The sequence below is a fragment of the Mesorhizobium sp. WSM4846 genome (assembly GCF_055811415.1).
Genome location: NZ_JBVVPZ010000048.1, coordinates 27,905 through 49,624 on the forward strand (window position 1 = coordinate 27,905; position 21,720 = coordinate 49,624).

A 21,720-nucleotide genomic window follows, 5' to 3' on the forward strand; every position below is an offset into this window, starting at 1 on the left:
CCCCCCATAGCGGCCGCAAAAACAACATAAACCTAAACATGCCCTCGCTGGTAATTTTGTTTTTTTTTTTTGTACCGGCGGGCCGGCTACCAAACGCCGCGGCACCACAGCTTGACCGGCCAGCCGGTCATAGCAGCCTTCAGTGAACGGACGGGACGCGTGGCTGACCAGACCTTGCCCACCAGTGCGTGGCCGGCAAACGCCGCTCCATCCGATCTGATATCGCCGGGCCGCAAGCGGCTCGGCCGGGCGTTGATGGCCGCTGCGACGCTCGGCCTGCTGGCCGTGATCGCAGTCCAAATCCTTTACAAGTCAGAGGTCAACACTATCGGCTTCGAGACCTGGCGGCCGGTCGTCTATGCCTATGTGCTGTGGGGTGTTGCACTCGGCGTCGGCCAGGTGCTGACACGCGGCGAAGACGGCCAGCGCGCGCTGTTCCTGCTGCCGGCGCTGCTGTTCACCATCGCCATGGTGATCTTCCCGACGCTGTTCGGCTTCTACATTGCGCTGACCGACTGGAACCTCAGTTCCTTCTCCGGCCGCAAGTTCAACGGGCTCGACAATTTCTGGCAGATGCTGGCGGATCCCTATTACCGCAACGCGCTGTTCAACATGGTGCTCTATGTGCTGGCGGTGCTGGTCGAATACGTCATCGCTTTTGGCCTCGCTTTGCTGCTCAACGCACAGATCCGCGCGCGTAAATTCTTCCGTGTCGTCTTCCTGATGCCGTTGATGCTGTCGCCGGTCGCGGTGTCGTGGATGATCGGCAAGTCGCTGATGGAATACCGCTTCGGGCCGGCCGCGGCCCTGGCGCGCCAGCTCGGCTGGGAAAACCCCGCCTTCTTCTCAAACCCGATCACCGCCCGCATCTCGATCATGGTGCTGGACGCCTGGACGTTCATCCCGTTCATGATGATCATGCTGCTCGCCGGCCTTCAGGCGATGTCGCGCGAGGTGCTCGAGGCGGCCAGGGTAGACGGCGCCAATGCCTGGCAGACCTTCTGGCAGGTCACCTTTCCGCTGATGCTGCCGGTATCGGTGACGGCGATCATCCTGCGCATCATCTTCAAGTTGAAGCTTGCCGACATCATTATCACCGTCACCTCGGGCGGCCCGGGCGGCGCGACCGATTCCGTGTCGAGCTTCATCTACCGCGAGTATCGCGACCGCTCGAATGTCGGCTACGGCACCATGCTGGCGATGGCCTACCTCATCATCATCATCGTGTTCGTGACGTGGCTGTTGAAATTCGCCAATCGCTTCGTGCGCAACGTCAACTGACAGGCGGCCAGATGAGCGTTCAGACCACCGACTATGCCGCTTCCGAAATCCGCTCGCCGGCGAGCTTTTTCGCCAACCGCGTCTTCATCTATGGCGCGCTGGTGTTCTGGGCCTTCATCTGCCTGTTCCCGATCTACTGGACGATAACCACCTCGTTCAAGACCGCGGTCGATGTCACCCAAGGCCATCTCATCCCGTTCGTCGACTTCCGGCCGGACTGGAAGGGCTGGCGCTCGCTCGGCCTGTCGCCGGATGCGATCTTCCGGACCTCGACGGTGCGCGACGAGTTCATCAAGCGCTTCATGAATTCGGTCATCACCTCGGTCGGCGCATCGAGCCTCGCCATCGTCATTGGCAGCCTCGCCGCCTACGGCCTCACCCGCTTCCGCTATCACTTCGCCTGGTTCAAGAACGAGGACATCTCCTTCTTCTTCCTGTCGCAGTTGATCCTGCCGCCGGTGGTGCTCGCCCTGCCCTTTCTCGTGCTGTACCGGGAAGTCGGCATGCTCGACACGCGCATCGGGCTGATCCTGCTCTACACGCTGATGGTGCTGCCGATCGTTATCTGGATCATGCGCGACCAGTTCAACTCGATCCCAGTCGAACTGGAGGAAGCAGCCCTCGTCGACGGCCTGTCGATCTGGGGCGCCTTCTTCCGCATCGTCATGCCGATCGCGCTGCCGGGCATGGTCGCGGCGTTCATCCTGGCGATGGTGCTATGCTGGAACGAGTATTTCTTCGCCGCACTGCTGACCTCGACCGACGCAAAAACCATTCCCGTGATGGTGGCGAGCCAGACCGGCTCGCAGGGCATCAACTGGTGGTCGATGGCGGCACTCGCCACCGCCGCGATAACGCCGCTCGCCGTCATCGGCATCGCGCTGGAGCGCTACCTCATCATGGGCATGACCGCAGGCGCGGTGAAGTAGGCCCTCGCCACTCCTTCGAGCGTTGCAACTGTGGATGCTTTTGAACGCCGGCGGGACAGCGCCCCCCTCTGTCCTGCCGGACATCTCCCCCACTTGGGGGGAGATCGGCCGTCACACCGGTTTTCGCTAATCTCCAACGCCGCAGGAATGAGCGGGGCGCTGAAACAGCGAATCTCCCCCCTTGTGGGGGAGATGTCCGGTAGGACAGAGGGGGGCGCGAAGGATCGCTACTGTTTTCATCCTGCATCCTGCAACGCTCGAAATGGCGCATCCGTTAGCGTGACAATATCGCCCGCATATGCTCGAGGATCATCGCGACGCCCTTTTGCCCCAGTTCCGTCGAGGCCTCAGGGGCGGTCGCCGTATACCATCCCGTATTGTCGGCGAAGTGGCCGGCGTCCACCGCTTCTGGGCACAGCGCCAGCATCAGCGACGTCTCGCCGATGCCGGCATGATCGAAGGGATACTGGCCGTCCGTCACCGTCGGCATCAGCGGATGCACTTGTATCCAGTTGAAGAAATTGCCGCCCTCGGCGTGCTCGGCATAGTAGCCGGCCATCGTCTCCGAGCCCCACCAGCCCTCGCCGCGCTCCTTCTCCAGAAAACGGAAGATCGCCTGGCGGCCAGCGGTCTTGAAGGCGAGATCGGTCGGCATGCCGGCAACAAAGTTCTCGGTCTGGTGGTGGATGATGGCGTGGATGTTGCGAAAACCGATGCGCAGCAGGCTGTAGAACAGTTCCTCCGCGAACGGCGCCAGCGCCCTGCCGCCGACCTGAACCGAGCCATTGCCCTCTGGCGGCGCCACCGCGTAGCTCGCCGCGCCATAGTAGAAGGCTGGCAGGATGGCGATGTTGGCTTCCTTTTCGAACAGCTCCAGCATCTTGACCACCGCCAGCGTATCCATGCCGACGGCCATGTGCTCACCATGGTATTCGAGCACGCCGAGCGGGAGCACGACCGGCCAGTTCTCGGCGATCGCCTTGCGGATCTGATGCGGCAGCATCAGCTCGTAGCGCATGACGCCTACTCCATGTTGGTGTGGCGGGCGGCGTCGATACGGCTTTCGCCGATCCGAGCCAGCACCGTGCCAAGTTCGTCGAGTGCAATCCTGAACAGATCTGTGCCGGCATTCGTCATGACAGACCCACCAGCTTGCTGCCCTCAAAAACCCATCTGGATTGTTTGGTCACATCTTCCCCGAACAGCTTGTTTTTGCTCATGCTATCACCGTGAAAGTTCGTGTCCAACGGCTCGGAGTGCTTTTGCAGCGCCTCAGGCATGATAGTCTCGGGACATACGAAAATGAGGAAACGGCAGCATATGAAGACACGGCATTTCGACCGCATCGGCAATGGCGGCATCGCGTTCACGGAACTTGGCTTCGGCACGGCGCCGCTCGGCAACCTCTATCGCGCCGTCTCCGATGAGGATGCCAACGCCACCCTGGAGGCCGCATGGCGGGTCGGCTGCCGCTACTACGATACCGCGCCGCTCTACGGGCTTGGCCTGTCGGAAGCGCGGCTCAATCCGTTCCTGCGCTCGAAAAAGCGCGACGACTATGTGCTGTCGAGCAAGGTCGGCCGCATCATGCGCGCCTGCCCGCCGGACCAGCGCACCGGCATCGGCAAGTTCTTCGACACGCCGTCGCGCCGCGAGGTCTACGACTACAGTTATGACGGCGTCATGCGCTCCTTCGAAGCCTCGCTGGAACGCCTCGGCGTCGACCGTATCGACATTCTCTTCGTGCATGACGTCGACGTCTTCACCCATGGCAGCAAGCAGGCCGCGGACCAGCGCATCGAGGAGTTCATGCGCTCGGGCTATTACGCGCTGCTGTCCCTGCGTGACCAGGGCATCATCAAGGCGTTCGGCGGCGGCATCAACGAGTGGCAGGTTGCCCAGACGCTTGCCCAGCGCGGCGACTTCGACCTGTTCCTGCTTGCCGGGCGCTATACGCTGCTGGAGCAGGAGGCGCTGCAATCCTTCCTGCCGCTATGCCAGAAGCGCGGCATCGGCATCGTTCTCGGCGGGCCGTATAATTCCGGCATCCTGGCAACCGGACCGAAGCCCGGCGCCTATTACAATTATGCCGAGGCGCCGCAGGACATCCTCGATCGCGTCACGCGCATCGAGGCCATCTGCAAACGCCACGGTGTGCGCCTGATCGAGGCGGCACTGCAATTTCCGCTGCTGCACCCTTCGGTCGTGTCGGTGATCCCCGGCGGCCAGCGGCCGAGCGAGGTCGAAAGCAATCGGTCGCTGCTCGACGCGAAGCTGCCATCAGCACTCTGGGCCGATCTCAAGCAGGAAGGGCTGATGCGCGCCGATGCACCGACGGCATAGAGCCGCCTGTTGCTGGCCGACAAGATAGAAGGAAGGCGCAAAAGAAAAGCCGGGCATGCCCGGCTTTTCTGGTCTCTGAAAAGGGTACGAAGGCGCTTAGTTGACTGCGTCCTTGAGGCCCTTGCCGGCCGAAAACTTCGGCACGGTGCGCGCCGGGATCTGCACTTCGGCCCCGGTCTGCGGATTGCGGCCGGTCGAGGCAGCGCGTTTTGACACGGTGAAATTTCCGAAGCCGACAAGCCGGACATCGCCGCCCTTCTTCAGTTCGCCGGTGATGACGGAGAACACCGCATCGACCGCCGACTGCGCGTCACCCTTCGAAATACTCGCGGCGTCGGCGACAGCGGACACCAGTTCGTTCTTGTTCATAAAAATTCCCTTCCATGAGAAACCGGAACGTACGACTCATCCGGCAGGAAACGGACTTTAGAAAGAAGCGCTTCCGCAACCAAGTCGAAAAGCGTCAAAAGAGTCGAAAAAACCCCGGAATTCCGGGGTTTTTTCATGAAAAAGCCGGGCGCTGGGGCCCGGCTCTCTCTTGTGCATTGCAACTTTAGCACGATCTAATGCGCCAACAGCTTGCCGGCGTCGTCTCCGGCATCCGCCGCAGCCGGCGCATTGACCGGTTCGACCCACTCGATCGCCTCCGGCATACGCACCAGCGCATGGCGCAAGACTTCACCGACCCGCGCGACCGGAACGATCTCCATACCGTTCTTCACGTTGTCCGGAATCTCCGCCAGATCCTTGGCGTTGTCTTCCGGGATCAGCACCTTCTTGATGCCGCCGCGCAGTGCTGCAAGCAGCTTCTCCTTGAGCCCGCCGATCGGCAGCACCCTGCCGCGCAGCGTGATCTCGCCGGTCATCGCCACGTCGGCCCTGACCGGGATGCCGGTCAGCACCGAGACGATCGCCGTCGCCATCGCCACGCCCGCCGACGGTCCGTCCTTGGGCGTTGCGCCTTCGGGCACGTGGACGTGGATGTCGCGCTTGTCGAACAGCGGCGGCTCGACGCCGAAATCGAGAGCCCGCGAGCGGACATAGGAGGCCGCCGCCGAGATCGATTCCTTCATCACGTCGCGCAGATTGCCGGTCACCGTCATGCGGCCCTTGCCGGGCATCATGACGCCTTCGATCGTCAGCAGCTCGCCGCCGACTTCCGTCCAGGCGAGCCCGGTGACAACGCCGACCTGATCGTCGGCCTCGACCTGGCCGAAGCGGAAGCGCGGAACACCAAGGTAATCGGCGAGATTGTCCGCCGTGATGTCGACCGTCTTCGTCTTCGTCTTCAGGATCTCGGTCACCGCCTTGCGGCCGAGCTTCATCAGCTCGCGCTCCAGGCTCCTGACGCCCGCTTCACGGGTGTAGGTCTGGATGATGCCGCGGATCGCGTCCTCGCCGACGGAGAACTCGTTCGGCTGCAGCGCGTGATCGCGGATCACCTTCGGCATCAGGTGGCGCTTGGCGATCTCGATCTTCTCGTCCTCGGTGTAGCCGGCGATACGGATGATCTCCATGCGGTCCATCAAGGGTGCCGGAATGTTCAACGTGTTCGCCGTGGTCACGAACATCACGCTCGACAGGTCGTATTCGACCTCGAGATAGTGGTCCATGAACGTCGAGTTCTGCTCGGGATCGAGCACCTCGAGCAACGCCGACGACGGATCGCCGCGGAAATCCTGGCCCATCTTGTCTATCTCGTCGAGCAGGAAGAGCGGGTTGGATTTCTTCGCCTTCTTCATCGACTGGATGACCTTGCCGGGCATCGAGCCGATATAGGTGCGCCGGTGACCGCGGATCTCGGCCTCGTCGCGCACGCCGCCCAGCGCCATGCGGATGAACTCGCGGCCGGTCGCCTTGGCGATCGATTTGCCGAGCGAGGTCTTGCCGACGCCGGGAGGCCCGACGAGGCACAGGATCGGCCCCTTCAGCTTCTTCTGGCGGCTCTGCACGGCGAGATATTCGACGATGCGGTCCTTGACCTTGTCGAGGCCGAAATGGTCGGTGTCGAGCACGTTCTGCGCGAAGCCCAGATCCTGCTTGACCTTGGAGTTCTTGCCCCACGGTATCGACAGGATCCAGTCGAGATAGTTGCGTACGACGGTCGATTCAGCCGACATCGGCGACATCGTCCGCAGCTTCTTCAGTTCGGCTTCCGCCTTTTCGCGGGCCTCCTTGGAGAGCTTGGTCTTCTTGATGCGCGCCTCGATCTCGGCGGCCTCGTCGCGGCCGTCCTCGCCCTCGCCGAGCTCCTTCTGGATCGCCTTCATCTGCTCGTTGAGGTAGTATTCGCGCTGCGTCTTCTCCATCTGGCGCTTGACGCGCGAGCGGATGCGCTTCTCGACCTGCAGGACGGAGATCTCGGCTTCCATGAAGCCCATCGCCTTTTCCAGCCGCTCCTTGACCGAAAGCGTGGCCAGCATCTCCTGCTTCTCGGGGATCTTGATGGCAAGATGCGAGGCAACCGTATCGGCGAGCTTGGAATAGTCGTCGATCTGGCTGGCGGCACCCACCACTTCGGGCGAGATCTTCTTGTTCAGCTTGACGTAGTTCTCGAAGTCGGTGACGACGGAACGGGCCAGCGCCTCGACCTCGACCTCTTCCTCATCCGGTTCGACCAGTGCTGCGGCGCGGGCCTCGTGGAAGTCGGGACGGTCGGTGAACGAAACGATTTTCGCGCGCGAGGCGCCTTCGACCAGCACCTTGACGGTGCCGTCCGGCAGCTTCAGCAACTGCAGCACATTGGCGAGCGTGCCGATGTCGAAGATCGCATCGGACTCGGGATCGTCATCGGCGGCATTCATCTGGGTCGCAAGCAGGATCTGCTTTTCCTGACCCATCACCTCTTCCAGCGCCTTGATCGACTTTTCACGCCCGACAAAGAGCGGAACGATCATGTGCGGGAACACCACGATGTCGCGCAGTGGGAGGACTGCGAAGACGCCGTCGCTGGGAGCCTTGGATATTTTGGCCATTGTCCAACCTTTCATGTCGCGACCGCCAATCGGCCAACCGCGATTCTCATATTAACGACCGGGGATGGTTCCGCCTACCACCGTTTGTGACGGGAGTTTTACAGCACAGAATTCGGCGCCACGGCCTTCTTCCGTTAGTTGGAGGCACGCAAGGCAAAGATCAAGGGTCGACACGAAACCGTTCATCCAATCCGTCATAATCCGTTCATCATAGCCTGCCCATCCGCAAACGGCAAAACGGCGCCTTGCGGCGCCGTTTGAAGAACTCCACTACAGGACTGACGTCAGGCGCTGACGTTGCCCTTCTTTTCCTTCTGCTCGGAATAGATGTAGAGCGGCCTGGCGTTGCCGGACACCACCTCTTCCGAAATAACCACTTCGCGCACGCCTTCCAGCGCAGGCAGCTCGAACATCGTGTCGAGCAGGATCGCCTCCATGATCGAGCGCAGGCCGCGCGCGCCGGTCTTGCGCTCGATGGCGCGCTTCGCGATCGCCGACAGCGCATTCTCGTGGAAGGTCAGGTCGACATTCTCCATCTCGAACAGCCGCTGGTATTGCTTGACCAGCGCGTTCTTCGGCTCGGTCAGGATCTGGATCAGCGCCGGCTCATCGAGGTCCTCCAGCGTTGCCAGGACCGGCAGACGGCCGACGAACTCGGGAATGAGCCCGAACTTCAACAGATCTTCAGGCTCGACCAGGCGGAAAACGTCGCCGGTGCGGCGATCCTCGGGCGACGCGACGGTGGCGCCGAAGCCGATCGAGGTCTTGCGACCGCGATCCGAGATGATCTTGTCCAGCCCAGCGAAGGCGCCGCCGCAGATGAACAGGATGTTGGCGGTGTCGACCTGCAGGAATTCCTGCTGCGGATGCTTCCTGCCGCCCTGCGGCGGCACGGAAGCGACCGTGCCTTCCATGATCTTCAACAGCGCCTGCTGGACGCCCTCGCCCGACACGTCGCGGGTTATCGAGGGATTGTCCGACTTGCGCGAAATCTTGTCGATCTCGTCGATGTAGACGATGCCGCGCTGGGCGCGTTCGACATTGTAGTCGGCCGACTGCAACAGCTTGAGGATGATGTTCTCGACATCCTCGCCGACATAGCCGGCCTCGGTCAGCGTCGTCGCATCGGCCATGGTGAACGGCACGTCGATGATGCGGGCCAGCGTCTGCGCGAGCAGCGTCTTGCCGCAGCCGGTCGGGCCGATCAGCAAGATGTTGGACTTCGCCAGTTCGACGTCGTTGTTCTTGCCCGCATGCGCGAGGCGCTTGTAGTGGTTGTGGACGGCCACCGACAGCACGCGCTTGGCGTAGGGCTGGCCGATGACGTAGTCGTCGAGAACCTTGAGGATCTCCTGCGGGGTCGGCACGCCCTCGCGCGACTTCACCATCGAGGTCTTGTTCTCCTCGCGGATGATGTCCATGCAGAGCTCGACACATTCGTCGCAGATGAACACCGTCGGGCCGGCGATCAGCTTGCGTACTTCGTGCTGGCTTTTCCCGCAAAACGAGCAATAAAGCGTGTTCTTGGAATCACCGCCGCTGTTGCCGACCTTGCTCATTTTCATGTCCTTTCATAGCCGCCCGCCGATGGTCTGGTTGAAAGGGCGCATAACTCAATCTATCGCGGGAAATCGCCGCCGCCAGTAGTCCGGCTCCCGCAACGCATTCCATACGAAACACATATCAGAAAACGTCGCAATGATTCGCATCAACCCCGCACAAAGCTAAGCCGTCGAAAATCAACATAGGCTTAACGTAGGCAATCGCTCCCGTCGAGGGAACAGCCAATTGTGGCCGAAATGCCGCAAGCGGCATCAAAAGCGTGTTTTCCCGCCATCCAGCTGCCACCGGGCTTATGTGGCAAGACCCTCGATCGGCTCACGTGACGAAATGACCTTGTCGATGAGGCCGAATTCCCTGGCCTCGTCGGAGGTCATGAAATGGTCGCGGTCGAGCGTCCTTTCAATCTCGTCGTAGCTCTTGCCGGTGTGCTTGACATAGACCTCGTTGAGGCGGCGCTTCAGCTTGATGATGTCCTGGGCGTGGCGCTCGATGTCGGAAGCCTGGCCCTGAAAACCACCGGAAGGCTGGTGGACCATGATGCGGGCGTTCGGCGTGGCGAAGCGCATGCCCTTTTCGCCGGCGGTGAGAAGCAGCGAGCCCATCGAGGCGGCCTGGCCGATGCACAGCGTCGCCACCGCCGGCTTGATGAACTGCATGGTGTCGTAGATCGCCATGCCCGAGGTGACGACGCCGCCGGGCGAATTGATGTAGAGGTTGATTTCCTTCTTCGGATTCTCCGCTTCGAGGAACAGGAGCTGCGCGCAGACCAGCGTCGCCATGCCGTCCTCGACCGGACCGGTGATGAAAATGATGCGCTCTTTCAGGAGCCGCGAGAAAATGTCGTAGGCCCGCTCGCCGCGATTGGTCTGCTCGACCACCATCGGAACGAGGTTCATGTAGGTTTCGACGGGGTTCTTCATGGACTATCCCTTATTGAAGATGGGATTCCGGCGCCGGAGATGAGCAAGTCGGGCAGAATCGGTTCTGGATCGTTATCCCTGTAAATAGGATGTCGGCTCACCCTAGCGCAAGGCCGCCCCTCCTAGCCATCCGGTTAAGTCGAATCAAGGTTTCTGCACAGAATTCGGCCGGAGCTGCGCCGGCTGCTGTTGAAGCGGCGCGGCGCCTCCGCCGTGTAACAGTTTCTTAACCGCGTCGCTTAACGAAATGTGCCGAAACTGCTTTCCCGCGATACGGCTTCCCCTACAATTCAACGTTGAGCTTGCGTGGAAAGTTCAAACTGGGGGGAGTGCAATGATCGGGAAAACTGCTTCCTCGGCCATCGCCAGCCTCGCCGTCCTCGGCATGGTGTCCGAAACGGCTGCCGGCGGGCGCGCCGTCGAGTGCTACGAGCAGGTCAACAGGCCGGCCGTCTACGAGACCGTCTACGAAAACGTGCTCGTCAGCCCGGCCGGTCAGCAGGTGGAATCCGTTCCGGCGATCTACGGGACGCGCGAGCGGGTGGTGCAGATCGCACCGGCGCGTGTCAGCTACGAGATCGTGCCTGGCATCACCCGCACCATCTACCGCACGGTGAAGGTCGATGACGGCGGCTACTCCTGGGAATGGCGCGTCATCAACGGCCGCAAGGTGCTGTGCAAGGTCAGGCACAAGGCGCGCTATAAACGGGTGGCCGAGACCGTGGTGGTGCAGCCGGAGCGCCAACGGCGCGTCGTCAGTCGCGCCGAGTACGAGAGTGTCGCCGAGGAGGTTCTGGTGCAGCCGGAGCAGCGGCGGATCGTCAATTTTCCTGCCACCTACCAGACAGTGGCGCGCCGGGTTCTGGTCCGCGAGGGCTCGTCGCGCTGGCGGCAGGTGCGTGTTCCGCGGCACTGCCGGTTTTAGGTCAGACCGCCTCCGCCCGCAGCCACGCTTTCAGGCCGCCGACGTCGCCGTTGCCGACGGTCGCTGCGACGCGCCTGCCGACCGCCGCGCCGAACTTGTAGCCGTGGCCGGAGCAGGCCGAGACGACAAGGCATTTGCCCTTCTCATGCGCCAGGAACTTTTCGTCGACGGTGAAGGTGTAGGCGCAGGTGACGACCTCGGTGACCTTGTATTCTTCGATACGGACGATCGGCGGCGAAAACAGGTCGCGGATCGCCTCGCCCTCGCCCGCCACCGGCTGGCGGTTCCAGTCGGCATCGCTGGTCGGCACCCTGTGCAGCCCTGAGCCGAATTTCATGCCGGCACCGCCGGACGGCGGGATCACGTAGCCGTCGACGACGCCGCCGACATCGAGGATGACCGGGGCTGAATGCCATGCTGCTTTCAGATCCGCCGGCGGTTCGACATAGGCTAGCGCGGTGCGCCAGATCTTCAGGTCGCCGCCCAGCTCCGGAAACAGTTTCAGCACCCAGGCGCCAGCGGTGACGACGATGCGGTCGGCCTGCATCGTCTCGCCGCTTTCAAGCACGAGGCGGCCAGCCTCGGCGTCGACCTCCGTCACTTTGCTGTTTTCGTAGACATTGGCGCCGGTTCTCCGCAGCCATTCGGCGAGGCGGGAGGCAATCTTGCGACAATGCAGCGCACCACCCTCCGGCGAAAAATAGGCGTAGCGGAACGAGCCGGGCTGCAGGAACCGCCAGCGCTTGGCTGCGACGTCCGGCTCGAACAGTTCGATCGGGTAGTTTCCGGCTTCCATGCCCTCGCGGTATTCCTCGGCTTCGTCTCCCGGCTCCCGCGAAATGCAGATGAAGCCGCGCGGGTCGAGATGGTTCTCGCCGAGGTCGGCCCACATCTCGTCCCAGGCTTCATAGGCTTCGGTGATCAGCCGGCCATAACCCGAGGCTGCGCCATAGGCGCGGCGGATGACGCGGTGATGGTCGCCCGAGGCGGCAAGCGGATTGGGAATCGGTCCCTGCTCGACGATTGAGACCCGGTGCCCGGCCTTGACCAGCGACCAGGCCGTCGAAAGCCCCGCAATGCCTGCGCCAACCACGATCACATTCATCAAGTCAGTCTTTCCGCAGCCGCGCCGGCTGGTTAAATGCGCTTTTGTGCATGTCTGGCGCCAGGCTGGCAAGCCTTGGAGCGCCGCGCGTCGTTGGGGCGCGCAAAGGACGCTCCAACACTTTTGAATCTGCGCATGATCCTTTCCGAAAACCGATTCCGGTTTTTGGGGTCATGCGCTAATGATCCACAATGACCGATTTGATGCCACCAAATTACCTGGCCTTCGATCCGCCCACCCGTCATGTGCGGCTCGATCCACACGAGGCGGCTTTCTTCCAGAACCCCTACGCGGCCTATGCCTTAATGCATGGCGCATCGAATGTCTTCTTCTGGGAAGAGTTCGGCTTCTGGTGCTTTGGCGGCTTCGACGACGTCAGCCGGCTGCTGCGCGACCGGCGCTTCGGCCGCCAGAACCCGGCCGGCATCCCTGACAGAAGCGGCGTCGGCCAAGACCGCACCCATCTCAGCAGCTTCGACGGCATCGAGGCCAATTCGATGCTGGAGCTGGAGCCACCCGTTCACACCAGGCTCAGAACACTGGTCAACCGCGCCTTCGTCTCGCGTCAGGTCGAGCGGCTGAGGCCGCGCGTCGAGGCGCTGGCCAACGAGCTGATCGACCGTTTCGAGCCGGGCCAGGTCGACCTGCTGCCAGCCTTCGCATCGCCTTTGCCGATCACCATCATTGCCGAGATGCTCGGCGTGCCGGTCGAGATGGGGCCGCAACTCCTCGACTGGTCGCATCGGATGGTCGCCATGTACATGCACGGCCGCACCCGCGAAACGGAAGAGACGGCCAATCGCGCAGCACATGATTTTTCGGATTTCCTGCGCGGCCATGTTGCCAAGCGGCGCAAAAACCCCGGCGACGATCTGCTGTCGCTGCTGATCTCGGCGCAGGACGATGGCCAAAAACTCTCGGAGGACGAGCTGGTGTCCTCGGCCATCCTGCTGCTCAATGCCGGCCACGAGGCGACCGTCCACCAGACCGGCAATGCGGTGCGCGCGATCCTCGCGCAGGGCGGCGACCCGCGCCGCTTCTTCACCTCGCCACAAACGACCACCGCCACGGTCGAGGAATGCCTGCGCTTCGACGCGCCGCTGCACATGTTCACGCGTTATGCCTATGAAGAGATCGAGCTCGGTCCCGGTGTCATCGTGCGGCCGGGCCAGACGATCGGCCTGCTGCTCGGCATGGCCAATCACGACCCGATGGCCTTTGCCGAACCCTTCGCCTTCAGGCCGGATCGCGCCGACCAGAAAAACGTCTCGTTCGGCGCCGGCATTCATTTCTGCATCGGCGCGCCGCTGGCTCGGCTCGAATTGCAGGTATCGCTGAAAACCTTGTTCGACCGGCTGCCGCGGCTGCATCTGGCCGAACAGCCGCGCTTTCGCGACACCTATCATTTCCACGGGCTGGAAAGGCTCGCCGTGCACAGCGGGCAATGATCAAAGCTTGATCACATACTCCTTGCGTGTCGTTTCAAGCACTTCCCAGCTTCCCTTAAACCCCGGCCTGAGCACGAAACTGTCGCCGGCCCTGACGGTGCGGGCCTTGCCGCCCGCCTCTGAAATCACCGAGACGCCGGAAAGAATGTGGCAGAACTCCCACTCGTCGTATTCGATGCGCCATTTGCCCGGCGTCGCCTCCCAGATGCCGGCATAGAGGCCGCCGTCGCGTTCCTCGACATTCCAGGTGCGGAACTTTGGATCGCCTGAAATCAGGCGATCCGGCGCCGGTGCCCCAGGTTCCGGCTCGACGCTTTCAATATCGACGAAGAGGAATTTCGGCGCGGTCATGAAAACTCCTTCCAGCAGGGATCAGACCTTGGCGAGAGCCTGTTCCAGATCGGCGACGATGTCGTTGACATCCTCGATGCCGACCGAGAGCCTGACCGTATCCGGCCCAGCGCCGGCCGCGACCTTCTGCTTGTCGGACAGTTGCCGATGTGTGGTCGATGCCGGATGGATGACCAGCGACTTGGTGTCGCCGACATTGGCGAGGTGCGAGAACAGTTCGAGCGCCTCGACGAATTTGATGCCCGCCGCATAGCCGCCCTTCAGGCCGAAGGTGAACACCGCGCCGGCGCCAAGCGGCGAATATTTTTTCTGCAGCGCGTTGTTGTTGTCGCTGGGCAGGCCGGGATAGGACACCCAGGCGATCTTTGGGTGGTTGGACAGCCAGCCGGCGACGGTGACCGCATTGTCGCAATGGCGCTGCATCCTGAGCGGCAGGGTTTCCAGCCCGGTCAGGATCAGGAACGCATTGAACGGCGAGATCGCCGGGCCCATGTCGCGCAGGCCGAGCACGCGCGCGGCAATGGCGAAAGCGAAATTGCCGAATGTTTCGTGCAGGACGAGGCCGCCATATTCGGGGCGCGGCTCAGACAGCATCGGATATTTGCCGGATTTCGACCAGTCGAAGGTACCGCCGTCGACAATGGCGCCGCCGATCGAATTGCCGTGGCCGCCGATGAACTTGGTCAGCGAATGCACGACAATGTCGGCGCCATGCTCGATCGGCCGCACCAGATAGGGCGAGGCCAGCGTGTTGTCGACGATCAGCGGCAGACCATGTTTGCGGGCGATGTCGCCGATCTTTTCGATGTCGACGAAGACGCCGCCCGGATTGGCCAGGCTCTCGATGAAGATCGCCTTGGTCCTGTCGTCGATCTGGCTTTCGAAGGTCGAGATGTCGTTGGTGTCGGCCCAGCGCACCTGCCAGCCGAAATTCTTGAAGGCGTGGCCGAACTGGTTGATCGAGCCGCCGTAAAGCCTTGTCGCGGCGACGAAATTGTCGCCGGGCTGCATCAAATTGTGGAACACGAGCACCTGCGCGGCATGGCCCGACGCCACGGCCAAACCCGCCGTGCCGCCCTCGAGTGCCGCGATACGCTCTTCCAGCACCGCCTGCGTCGGGTTCATGATCCGGGTATAGATGTTGCCGAAGGCTTTTAGCCCGAACAGCGAAGCGGCATGGTCGGCATCATCGAAGACAAAGGAGGTCGTCTGGTAGATCGGCGTGGCACGCGCGCCGGTCGCCGGATCGGGCTTGGCGCCGGCATGGACGGCGAGCGTGTTGAAACCGGGCGTGCGGGTCATGGATTACCTCCCCTGAATGCTGAATGGTGAATGGTGAAGGGTGAAGGGTGAAGGGTGAAGGGTGAAGGGTGAAGGGTGAAGGGTGAAGGGTGAAGGGTGAAGGGTGAAGACAACGTCGGCCAGCCCCATCCTGATTGCAAGCGGCTCATATGCCGCTGTGGCCGCCTTCCCGAAAAATCCTTCTCTTCACCATTCACTATTGATCATTCACCATTCACCACCTACTTCCGGCGGACGCCAAAGCTCTGGAATCCCGGCCGCATCAGCGGCTTCTTCGACGACAGCACGCCTGAGTTGACGCCGGTCCAGCCGATCTCGCCCGACAGCTTGCCATATTCGATCTTGGGGCAGCGGTTCATCACCACATTGATGCCGGCGGCCTCGGCGCGTGCGGCTGCCTCGTCATGGCGCACGCCAAGCTGCATCCAGATGACGTTCGGCAACGGATCGAGCCGCAAGACCTCGTCGACGACGCCCGGCACCGCCGCCGAGCCGCGAAACACGTCGACCATGTCGATCGGCTCGGGAACATCGGCGAGCCTGGCATAGGTCATCCGGCCAAGGATTTCCTTGCCGGCCTGGCCGGGATTGATCGGGAACACCGAAAAGCCCTTGCCCAGCAGGTATTTCAGCACGAAATAGCTCGGCCGCACATCGTTGGCGGACGCACCGACCATGGCGATGGTCTTCACCGAATTGAGGATGCCGGCGATATAGGCATTGTCGTAGGCGTCATGGTTCATGCCTCGTCCTCATACAGAGCTTCGGCGAGAAAACCATCCGGATCGTTGCAGAAACTGCGCATCATGCGGAAATGATCGGTATCGTGGAAAGCGGTGGGAAACGCGGTCAGCCCGGCAGCGAGATGCTGCCGTCTTCCGCGATCGGAAAAGCCGGATTGTGCGCCACTTCCCAGACATGCCCTTCGGTGTCGGCGAAATAGCCATACCAGCCGCCCCAGAAGGCGCGGCCGGCCGGCTTGACGATGCGGCCGCCGGCCTTCTCGGCCATCGTCAGCACATCATCGACCTCCGCGTCGGAGCGGGTGTTGTAGGCGAGGTAAATCGCCGACGGCGCCTTACCGAAAGTAATGCCTGAATCCGCTTCGGCGCTTTCGCGCGGGAAAAGGCCGAAAATGACGCCGCCCATCTGGAAGAAGGCGACGCCCTCGGTGATGCCGGCATGGCGGGTGAGGCCCATCGCCTCGTAGAAGCGCGTGGCGCGCTCGAGATCGTCGACGGCAATGGTGATGATGGAGATGCGAGGCTCCATGTCTATTCTCCGTCCCTATTCCTCCGTCCATTCCGGCTTGCGCTTGCCGATGAAGGCGCCGATGCCCTCTTCCGCGTCGCGCGCCAGCATGTTGTCGACCATGACGCGTCCGGTATAGGCATAGGCGTCGGCCAATCCCATTTCGGCTTGCGCGTAAAAAGCTTCCTTGCCGGTCTTCACGACCAAAGCCGATTTGGCGGCAATGGTTTGCGCGTATTTGGTGACAATCTGATTGAGATATTCACGCGGCACGACGCGGTTGATGAGGCCGAATTCCTTGGCCGTCGCCGCGTCGATGGTCTCGCCGGTCAAAAGCATCTCCATCGCGTGCTTGCGCGAAACGTTGCGCGACAGCGCCACCATCGGCGTCGAGCAGAACAGGCCGATATTGACGCCGGGGGTGCAGAAGGTCGCCTCGTGCGAGGCGATCGCCAGATCGCAGCTCGCGACCAGTTGCGCCCCGGCCGCCGTCGCCAGGCCATCGACCTCGGCGATCACCGGCCTGGGATGGCGCACAATCGCCTGCATCAGTGCCGCGCAAGCGGAAAACGTCTCCTCGAAGAACGCCTTGCCGCGATCGGCATCGGTGCGGCGCGCAGTCATTTCCTTGAGATCGTGTCCGGCGCAGAACATTTTTCCGGCGGCCGCCAGGATGATGACGCGGACGGATCTTTCTGATCTGGCGCGGTCGAGTTCCGCCGTCAGTGCCGCCATCACCGCCAGCGACAGCGCATTGGCCGGCGGATTGGCGAGCGTGAGGCGGAGCACGCCCTTGTCCAGCCTCGTGACGACAGGACCTTCGGCAACAGCCGGCTTGATGGCGACGATTTCAGCCATTTTTCAAACCTCTTCCCATGTCTCCACCCTCATCATTGGCCAGCGGCATCGGATTCGCGGGCCATGGAACAAAAGAACTAGCACGCTGCCGATTGAAGAACAGGCTTAAGGCGTGTTTTCTCAGGCCACGGCACATACAGGAAACCGCCTATGCCTGCCCAAAACAATCTCAAGCCGGTGCTGACCGCGGCGCAGGTCAATGCGCTGATGGAGACCGTCTATCCGCAGCTCAACGACCAGTTCACCTTCTACGAGGCGATCGAGGTTTTTGCGGGCGGCTGCACGGTGCGCCTGAATGCCGACGAGCGGCATTTGCGCCCCGGCGGAACCGTTTCGGGCCCGTCGCTGTTCACGCTGGCCGACATTGGCGGCTATGTCTGCGTGCTTTCGCATGCCGGGCCGGATGCGCTTTCGGTCACCACCAATCTCACCATCAATTTTGTCCGCAAGGCCGAGGCCGGACCGGTCGACGGCCATTGCCGCATCCTGAAGCTTGGCAAGAGCCTGATGGTGTTCGAAATAGACATCGTCGCCGGACCGGATGGACACACGGTGGCGCACGCCACGGGAACCTATTCGATCCCGCCGAAGCGGTCGCTGTCTTGAGACGCTTGGAGACTGCAATGAAGAACTATTTCGCTTTGGTCGACAAAGATCCCGGCAGCGCATTCGGCATCCGCTTTCCGGACATTCCCGGCTGCTTTTCGGCTGCGGACGCTGCGGAAGACATCGTGCCGAATGCCGTCGAAGCCTTGCAATTATGGCAGAGGATATGCCCATTCCGGAGCCGTCCAGCCACGAAGCGATTGTCGCGCTTCCGGACGTGAGCAACGCCCTCGCCGAAAGAGCCTTTCTGCTCCCGGTGCCGAGTAAATCTATGTGGTAAAATAATACCTCTAACCCAAACGTTTGTTTTTTCTACCTTTTCTGCGATACTCGTCTTTCAGTTCGCCTTGACGCGCTAACCGCCCTCGCCTATAAGCCCTCACGGAACAGCGGCCCGCAAAGGCCGCCGTTTTGTTATTGGCGGCGGGCGAACGCTCGGCGTCAATCCAAGCAACAAGAAACGCCTTTCCTTGTCGTTCGTCGATGGGGAAGGTCCGAACCGAAAGCAACAATCCATGGCAACCTTTTCGCAGAAGCCTGCGGATGTGGTGAAGAAGTGGGTGCTGATCGACGCCGAGGGTCTCGTCGTCGGCCGTCTCGCCACTGTCATCGCCAACCATCTTCGCGGCAAACACAAGCCCACCTTCACCCCGCATGTCGACGACGGCGACAACGTCATCGTCATCAATGCCGACAAGGTGGTGTTCACCGGCAAGAAATTCACCGACAAGGTCTATTACTGGCACACTGGCCACCCCGGCGGCATCAAGGAGCGCACCGCGCGCCAGCTGCTCGAGGGCCGTTTCCCCGAGCGTGTCGTCGAGAAGGCCGTTGAACGCATGATCCCGCGTGGTCCGCTCGGCCGTCGCCAGATGAAGAATCTCCGCGTCTATGCAGGCACGGAACATCCGCATGTCGCCCAGCAGCCTGTCACGCTCGACGTGGCCAAGCTGAACGCTAAGAACAAGAAGGTTTCGTAAAATGGCTGAGCTTTCCTCGCTCGCAGAACTCGGAACTGCCACCGGCAACATCAACACGCAGCCGGCTGCACCCGTCCACGTCCAGAAGCTCGACAAGTCGGGCCGCGCCTATGCCACCGGCAAGCGCAAGAACGCCATCGCGCGTGTCTGGGTGAAGCCCGGCTCCGGCAAGATCGTCGTCAACGACAAGGTGTTCGCCGAATATTTCGCGCGCCCGGTCCTGCAGATGATCCTCAACCAGCCGATCATCGCTGCCAACCGCGCCGGCCAGTACGACATCGTCGCCACCGTCATCGGCGGCGGCCTTTCCGGCCAGGCCGGTGCCGTGCGCCACGGCATCTCCAAGGCGCTGACCTATTACGAGCCGGCGCTGCGTCCCGTGCTCAAGAAGGGCGGCTTCCTGACCCGCGACAGCCGCGTCGTCGAGCGCAAGAAGTACGGCAAGGCGAAAGCCCGCCGCTCGTTCCAGTTCTCGAAGCGCTAAGCACTGCTTCAGCTGCAGATATTCGAAACGGCCGCCTCCGGGCGGCCTTTTCTTTTGGTGCCGAGCCCACCCGCGCCTGCGGCGCGACCTCCCCATCAAGGGAGGTAGGAGGTCGCGGCAGTTTCTCGCTCGCCGAACGGTCTGCAAAAGCCGGCCGGGTGACGGAACGATGGTCCGAATGTAAAGCGCGACGCCCTACCTCCCCTTGATGGGGAGGTCGGCGCGCAGCGCCGGGTGGGGTGACGGCGCCAGGCGCAGTTCATGCCTGGCGCAGACCTCAGGCCCGGCTGTCCCTGATAAAATCGATAAACGCCCGCAACGGCGCCGGCACGAGACGTCGGCCGGGATAATAGAGGAACGGCCCGGGGAAGCTCTGCCACCAAGGTTCGAGGACGGGTTCGAGCGAACCGCTCTCAAAGTAGGGGCGAAGCCAGTCCTCGAACAGGCTGACAATGCCGCTACCGGCGATGGCGGCATCGACGGCGAGATCGGCGGCTCCGCCCAGGGTCACGAGAAGCGGCCCCGTCGGATCGACCCGCACCACCTCGCCGTCGCGCTCGAATTCCCATGGCGGCATCGCCGCGCTGGCGAAGCGGCCGCGCAGGCAGGCGTGGCCGAGCAGGTCGCGCGGGTGTTGCGGCCGGCCATGGCGATCAAGGTAGGCAGGGCTGGCGGCGGTGGCAAAGCGCTGCAGGCGCGGTCCGATCGGCACCGCGATCATGTCCTGCTCCAGCCGCTCGTCATAACGGATGCCGGCATCGCAGCCTGCCGCGAGGACGTCGACAAAGCTCTCCTCGGCGACCACCTCCAGCCGGATGCCGGGATAGGCAGCGAGAAACCCCGGGACGATGCTGGGCAGCACCAGCCGCGCCGCGCTGACCGGCACGTTGAGGCGCAACGTGCCTGCCGGCCTGTCGCGGAAGCCATTCACAACGTCGAGGGCCGATTCCACCTCGGTCAAGGCTGGGCCGAGCCGGGCCAGCAAGCTCGCGCCCGCTTCGGTCAGGACGACGCTGCGGGTCGTCCGGTTGAGCAGCCTGACACCGAGCTGCGTCTCGAGGCGGCGCACCGCCTCGCTCAAGCCCGACGCACTGCCGCCGCTGGCGCGGGCGCCATCGCGAAAACCCTTGGCCCGCGCCACGGCGACGAAGGCGTTCAGATCTCCGAGATCGACCTTCATTGTTCGACATTCCGTACAGCCCGTGCGGAATGTACCCAATTATCGTGAGATCGGACAGCGCCTATCTCAGCATGAACGGAGATAGACCATGTCCAGCATTGACCTTTCCGGCACGTTCACTCTCGGCGCCCGCACCGTGAAGCGGCTCGGCTACGGCGCGATGCAGCTCGTAGGACCCGGCGTGTTTGGTCCGCCCAAGAACCATGGCGCGGCATTGGCCGTGCTGCGCGAAGCTGTTGGCGCGGTGTCAATCACATAGACACCAGCGATTTCTACGGGCCGCACGTCACCAATCTGCTCATCCGCGAGGCGCTCGCGCCCTATTCCGACGATCTGACGATCGTCACCAAGATCGGTGCACGTCGCGGCGCGGATGGCTCGTGGCTCCCGGCCTTCTCGCCCGAAGCGCTGACGGAGGCGGTGCACGACAATCTGCGCAATCTCGGGCTCGACGTGCTGGACGTCGTCAATCTCAGGATCATGTTCGACGCGCATGGCCCCGCCGAAGGTTCAATCGAGGCGCCGCTCACCGTGCTGGCCGAGCTTCAGCGACAGGGCCTGGTGCGTCACATCGGGCTCAGCAATGTCACGCCGGCACAGATCGAAGAGGCGCAACGGATCGCCCGGATCGTCTGTGTGCAGAACCAATACAACCTGGCGCACCGGGGCGACGATGCCTTGATCGACCAACTCGCCCGCGACGGTATCGCCTATGTGCCGTTCTTTCCGCTCGGCGGCTTCAACCCGCTGCAGTCGTCTACCCTGTCCGGCGTCGCTCAGCGCCTGGGCGCCACGCCGATGCAGGTCGCGCTCGCCTGGCTGCTCGGTCGCGCGCCCAATATCCTGCTCATCCCCGGCACGTCTTCCGTTGCGCATTTGCGGGAGAATCTTGCCGCGGCCGAACTTGAACTGCCGGAGGATGCCGCGAGGGAGTTGGACGGCGTGGCGATGGCGGTATGAGGATTGGCGAAAGCGGCAACGAGCCAATCTCGCCATGATCGACAGGCTGGCGGGACAGCGCCCCCCTCTGCCCTGCCGGGCATCTCCCCCACGAGGGGGGAGATCGGCAGCTTCGCGGACAGCGCCCTTTTTGCAAGGTTGGTGGTTGGCGAAATCAGTGATGAAGGCCAATCTCCCCCCAAGTGGGGGAGATGCCCGGCAGGGCAGAGGGGGGCGCGAAGGATCGCTACAGAGCGCTTTTATTCTGAGCCGCTGCATT

22 protein-coding genes and 2 pseudogenes are annotated in these 21,720 nt (G+C 62.5%); 10 read left to right on the top strand and 14 right to left on the bottom strand.

All coding sequences use genetic code 11. From position 1 onward, the window contains the following. Window positions 1-159: 159 nt before the first annotated feature. Both AC0L15_RS28235 and AC0L15_RS28240 read left to right on the top strand, forming a co-directional pair. Entirely contained in the window at window positions 160-1,281 is a 1,122-nt protein-coding gene (locus AC0L15_RS28235) for a carbohydrate ABC transporter permease (RefSeq protein WP_128170029.1), read from the top strand. Between the two features lie 11 nt (window positions 1,282-1,292). Continuing rightward, the gene (locus tag AC0L15_RS28240; RefSeq protein WP_023798337.1) at window positions 1,293-2,210 is read left to right on the top strand and encodes a carbohydrate ABC transporter permease; all 918 of its coding nucleotides are present in this window, start codon (window positions 1,293-1,295) and stop codon (window positions 2,208-2,210) included. Window positions 2,211-2,484: 274 nt separating this feature from the next. Here AC0L15_RS28240 and AC0L15_RS28245 read toward each other — a convergent pair whose 3' ends face one another. Further along, window positions 2,485-3,228 carry a creatininase family protein gene (locus AC0L15_RS28245; protein WP_287247538.1) on the bottom strand — a complete coding sequence of 248 codons (744 nt, stop codon included), beginning with the start codon at window positions 3,226-3,228 and terminating at the stop codon, window positions 2,485-2,487. Between the two features lie 115 nt (window positions 3,229-3,343). Then, window positions 3,344-3,490, bottom strand: a complete 147-nt coding sequence (locus AC0L15_RS28250; RefSeq protein ID WP_287175391.1) for a hypothetical protein — start codon at window positions 3,488-3,490, stop codon at window positions 3,344-3,346. A gap of 40 nt (window positions 3,491-3,530) precedes the next feature. Between AC0L15_RS28250 and AC0L15_RS28255 the strand changes: the two genes are divergently transcribed. Continuing rightward, window positions 3,531-4,553 carry an aldo/keto reductase gene (locus AC0L15_RS28255; protein WP_473497773.1) on the top strand — a complete coding sequence of 341 codons (1,023 nt, stop codon included), beginning with the start codon at window positions 3,531-3,533 and terminating at the stop codon, window positions 4,551-4,553. Window positions 4,554-4,649: 96 nt separating this feature from the next. Here AC0L15_RS28255 and AC0L15_RS28260 read toward each other — a convergent pair whose 3' ends face one another. The 4 genes from AC0L15_RS28260 to clpP form a co-directional block, all read right to left on the bottom strand. Beyond that, a complete protein-coding gene (locus tag AC0L15_RS28260) occupies window positions 4,650-4,922 on the bottom strand; it encodes an HU family DNA-binding protein (protein WP_023798342.1) in 273 nt (90 codons plus the stop codon). 194 nt (window positions 4,923-5,116) lie between these two features. Then, window positions 5,117-7,528 carry an endopeptidase La gene (gene lon, locus AC0L15_RS28265; RefSeq protein WP_287247540.1) on the bottom strand — a complete coding sequence of 804 codons (2,412 nt, stop codon included), beginning with the start codon at window positions 7,526-7,528 and terminating at the stop codon, window positions 5,117-5,119. A 284-nt stretch (window positions 7,529-7,812) separates the two neighbouring features. Then, window positions 7,813-9,087 carry an ATP-dependent Clp protease ATP-binding subunit ClpX gene (clpX, locus tag AC0L15_RS28270; RefSeq protein ID WP_027155315.1) on the bottom strand — a complete coding sequence of 425 codons (1,275 nt, stop codon included), beginning with the start codon at window positions 9,085-9,087 and terminating at the stop codon, window positions 7,813-7,815. Window positions 9,088-9,381: 294 nt separating this feature from the next. Beyond that, window positions 9,382-10,011 carry an ATP-dependent Clp endopeptidase proteolytic subunit ClpP gene (gene clpP / locus AC0L15_RS28275; RefSeq protein WP_128170025.1) on the bottom strand — a complete coding sequence of 210 codons (630 nt, stop codon included), beginning with the start codon at window positions 10,009-10,011 and terminating at the stop codon, window positions 9,382-9,384. A 334-nt stretch (window positions 10,012-10,345) separates the two neighbouring features. On the opposite strand from clpP, the gene AC0L15_RS28280 reads away from it, so the two are divergent. Then, entirely contained in the window at window positions 10,346-10,936 is a 591-nt protein-coding gene (locus AC0L15_RS28280) for a hypothetical protein (RefSeq protein ID WP_287247541.1), read from the top strand. Between the two features lies 1 nt (window position 10,937). On the opposite strand, the gene AC0L15_RS28285 is transcribed toward AC0L15_RS28280, so the two are convergent. After that, window positions 10,938-12,041, bottom strand: coding sequence for an NAD(P)/FAD-dependent oxidoreductase (locus AC0L15_RS28285; protein ID WP_287247707.1), 1,104 nt, complete (start codon window positions 12,039-12,041; stop codon window positions 10,938-10,940). A 191-nt stretch (window positions 12,042-12,232) separates the two neighbouring features. Between AC0L15_RS28285 and AC0L15_RS28290 the strand changes: the two genes are divergently transcribed. After that, window positions 12,233-13,489 (top strand): cytochrome P450, encoded by a 1,257-nt coding sequence (locus tag AC0L15_RS28290; RefSeq protein ID WP_473497765.1) that lies wholly within the window; start codon window positions 12,233-12,235, stop codon window positions 13,487-13,489. On the opposite strand, the gene AC0L15_RS28295 is transcribed toward AC0L15_RS28290, so the two are convergent. From AC0L15_RS28295 to AC0L15_RS28320, 6 genes and pseudogenes are all read right to left on the bottom strand, one after another. Then, window positions 13,490-13,840, bottom strand: coding sequence for a cupin domain-containing protein (locus AC0L15_RS28295; RefSeq protein WP_287061655.1), 351 nt, complete (start codon window positions 13,838-13,840; stop codon window positions 13,490-13,492). It abuts the gene before it with no gap. Between the two features lie 21 nt (window positions 13,841-13,861). After that, complete coding sequence (locus AC0L15_RS28300) at window positions 13,862-15,142, bottom strand: O-acetylhomoserine aminocarboxypropyltransferase (protein ID WP_473497767.1); 1,281 nt, start codon at window positions 15,140-15,142, stop codon at window positions 13,862-13,864. A 221-nt stretch (window positions 15,143-15,363) separates the two neighbouring features. Further along, window positions 15,364-15,885: a CoA-binding protein gene (locus tag AC0L15_RS28305; protein WP_287247544.1), complete on the bottom strand. Its 522-nt coding sequence runs from the start codon at window positions 15,883-15,885 to the stop codon at window positions 15,364-15,366. Further along, window positions 15,882-15,983, bottom strand: a pseudogene (locus AC0L15_RS28310) (AAA family ATPase); the annotation flags it as partial. The gene AC0L15_RS28305 and the pseudogene AC0L15_RS28310, both read right to left, overlap by 4 nt. A gap of 8 nt (window positions 15,984-15,991) precedes the next feature. Next, window positions 15,992-16,414, bottom strand: coding sequence for a VOC family protein (locus AC0L15_RS28315; RefSeq protein ID WP_287247545.1), 423 nt, complete (start codon window positions 16,412-16,414; stop codon window positions 15,992-15,994). Window positions 16,415-16,429: 15 nt separating this feature from the next. Further along, window positions 16,430-17,251, bottom strand: a complete 822-nt coding sequence (locus AC0L15_RS28320; RefSeq protein ID WP_287247546.1) for an enoyl-CoA hydratase — start codon at window positions 17,249-17,251, stop codon at window positions 16,430-16,432. Window positions 17,252-17,401: 150 nt separating this feature from the next. Between AC0L15_RS28320 and AC0L15_RS28325 the strand changes: the two genes are divergently transcribed. From AC0L15_RS28325 to rpsI, 4 genes are all read left to right on the top strand, one after another. Beyond that, the gene (locus AC0L15_RS28325) at window positions 17,402-17,857 is read left to right on the top strand and encodes a PaaI family thioesterase (protein ID WP_287247547.1); all 456 of its coding nucleotides are present in this window, start codon (window positions 17,402-17,404) and stop codon (window positions 17,855-17,857) included. A gap of 17 nt (window positions 17,858-17,874) precedes the next feature. Beyond that, on the top strand, window positions 17,875-18,078 hold the full coding sequence (locus tag AC0L15_RS28330; protein WP_287247548.1) for a type II toxin-antitoxin system HicB family antitoxin: 204 nt from the start codon (window positions 17,875-17,877) through the stop codon (window positions 18,076-18,078). 294 nt (window positions 18,079-18,372) lie between these two features. Continuing rightward, window positions 18,373-18,837: a 50S ribosomal protein L13 gene (rplM, locus tag AC0L15_RS28335; RefSeq protein WP_023798353.1), complete on the top strand. Its 465-nt coding sequence runs from the start codon at window positions 18,373-18,375 to the stop codon at window positions 18,835-18,837. A gap of 1 nt (window position 18,838) precedes the next feature. Continuing rightward, window positions 18,839-19,321 (top strand): 30S ribosomal protein S9, encoded by a 483-nt coding sequence (rpsI, locus tag AC0L15_RS28340; RefSeq protein ID WP_287247549.1) that lies wholly within the window; start codon window positions 18,839-18,841, stop codon window positions 19,319-19,321. Window positions 19,322-19,598: 277 nt separating this feature from the next. On the opposite strand, the gene AC0L15_RS28345 is transcribed toward rpsI, so the two are convergent. Then, entirely contained in the window at window positions 19,599-20,501 is a 903-nt protein-coding gene (locus AC0L15_RS28345; protein ID WP_287247550.1) for a LysR family transcriptional regulator, read from the bottom strand. 88 nt (window positions 20,502-20,589) lie between these two features. Here AC0L15_RS28345 and AC0L15_RS28350 point away from each other — a divergent pair. Continuing rightward, window positions 20,590-21,461: pseudogene (locus tag AC0L15_RS28350) on the top strand (aldo/keto reductase family oxidoreductase). Window positions 21,462-21,720 lie beyond the last annotated feature (259 nt).